We start from the raw sequence: 1,357 nt of genomic DNA, 5'->3' as shown, positions 1-1,357 counted from the left end.
GGAAGTGTCAGAAATTCTGTGTGTGAGGGGTTTAGGAAAAAGTCTTGTGATCAGGGGATGAAGCGCTCTTCGTAGAGTATCGCAAACTGATTCATGGCGGTCTTCCAGTCGTGTGCGGGGCGTCCCCAGTCCGCGGTGATGTTCCGCAAGGCCAGCCAGATCAGCTTGGAAGCCGCGTCGTCGCTGGGAAAGTGTCCGCGGGTTTTGATGATTTTGCGCAGCCGCGCATTGACGCTTTCGATCGCATTGGTGGTGTAAATCACCTTGCGTACCGCTGGCGGGAAAGCGAAAAAGGGGATGATTTTGTCCCAGGCCCGCCGCCAGGCGGCGACGACGGTCGGGTATTTGGCGCCCCAGGGCCCGAGCGCGAACGCCTCCAACTCGGCCTGCGCCGCCTCGGCCGTGGCGGCGCGGTAGATCGGCTTGATGGCCGCGGCCAGCGCCTTGCGGTCCTTCCAACTGGCGTAGTCCAGGCTGTTCCGGATCAGATGGACGAGACAGGTTTGCAGCGTGGTGGCGGGAAACGCGGCACCGAGCGCTTCTGCCATGCCCTTGAGGCCATCGGTGACAGCAATCAGGATGTCGCCGACGCCGCGCGTTTTGAGATCGTTGAAGACCCGCAGCCAGAATTTGGCGCCCTCGGTGTTCTCGATCCACAGCCCCAGCAGGTCCCGGGTGCCGTCCGGCAAGACGCCCAGGGCCAGGTAGACCGCCTTGTTGCGAACCACCGCCTCCTCGCGGATCTTGACCCGCAGCGCATCGAAAAAGACCACCGGATAGAGCGGCTCCAACGGCCGATTTTGCCACGCCATGACTTCGGCCATAACGGCCTCGGTCACCGTGCTGATGAACTCCGGCGACACCTCGACGCCGTACTGCTCGGCCAGAAAGCCCTGGACCTCGCGCACCGTCATGCCGCGCGCGTAGAGTGCCACGATCTTGTCGTCAAAACCCGTGAAACGGCGTTCGTGTTTCCCGATCAATTGCGGCTCGAAGGAGCCTTGGCGGTCGCGCGGCACCTCGATGCGTAGCGGCCCCTCCTCGGTCAGCACCGTCTTCGCGCTGCAGCCATTGCGGTGATTGGCCACCGCCTCAGGCTTGACGCTCCCGGGCGGGTAGCCGAGGTGATGACTCAACTCCGCACCCAACGCACGCTCGATCAGCGCCTTCTTGAAGGCTCGCGAGGCGGTCTCAACCGCCTCCGCCGTCATCGGACCCGTCACAAACCGGTCCAGCAGCTCTTTCGGTATCGACGGCAATGCCGCCTGGCTAGCCACCGTGGTCTTCTTGCTTGGCATAAAGGCTCCTCGTCTGCAACGACAGAGTAAACCTCACACACAAAAATTCTGACAGGCTC

Annotated in this window: 1 protein-coding gene; it reads right to left on the bottom strand. The window is 62.4% G+C overall.

What is annotated here, in order from left to right; genetic code table 11:
- Positions 1 to 50 precede the first annotated feature (50 nt).
- Entirely contained in the window at positions 51 to 1,298 is a 1,248-nt protein-coding gene (locus ACW73L_RS22095) for an IS256 family transposase (RefSeq protein ID WP_498924697.1), read from the bottom strand.
- Between the last annotated feature and the right edge of the window lie 59 nt (positions 1,299 to 1,357).

Source organism: Methylolobus aquaticus (assembly GCF_054172105.1).
The sequence above is the reverse complement of the archived record's forward strand: the minus strand, read 5'-3'. Positions and strand labels throughout refer to the sequence as shown.

Excerpts from the sequence above, each read along its gene's own strand:
- ACW73L_RS22095 (WP_498924697.1), bottom strand. The coding sequence starts at position 1,298 with ATGCCAAGCAAGAAGACCACGGTGGCTAGCCAGGCGGCATTGCCGTCG.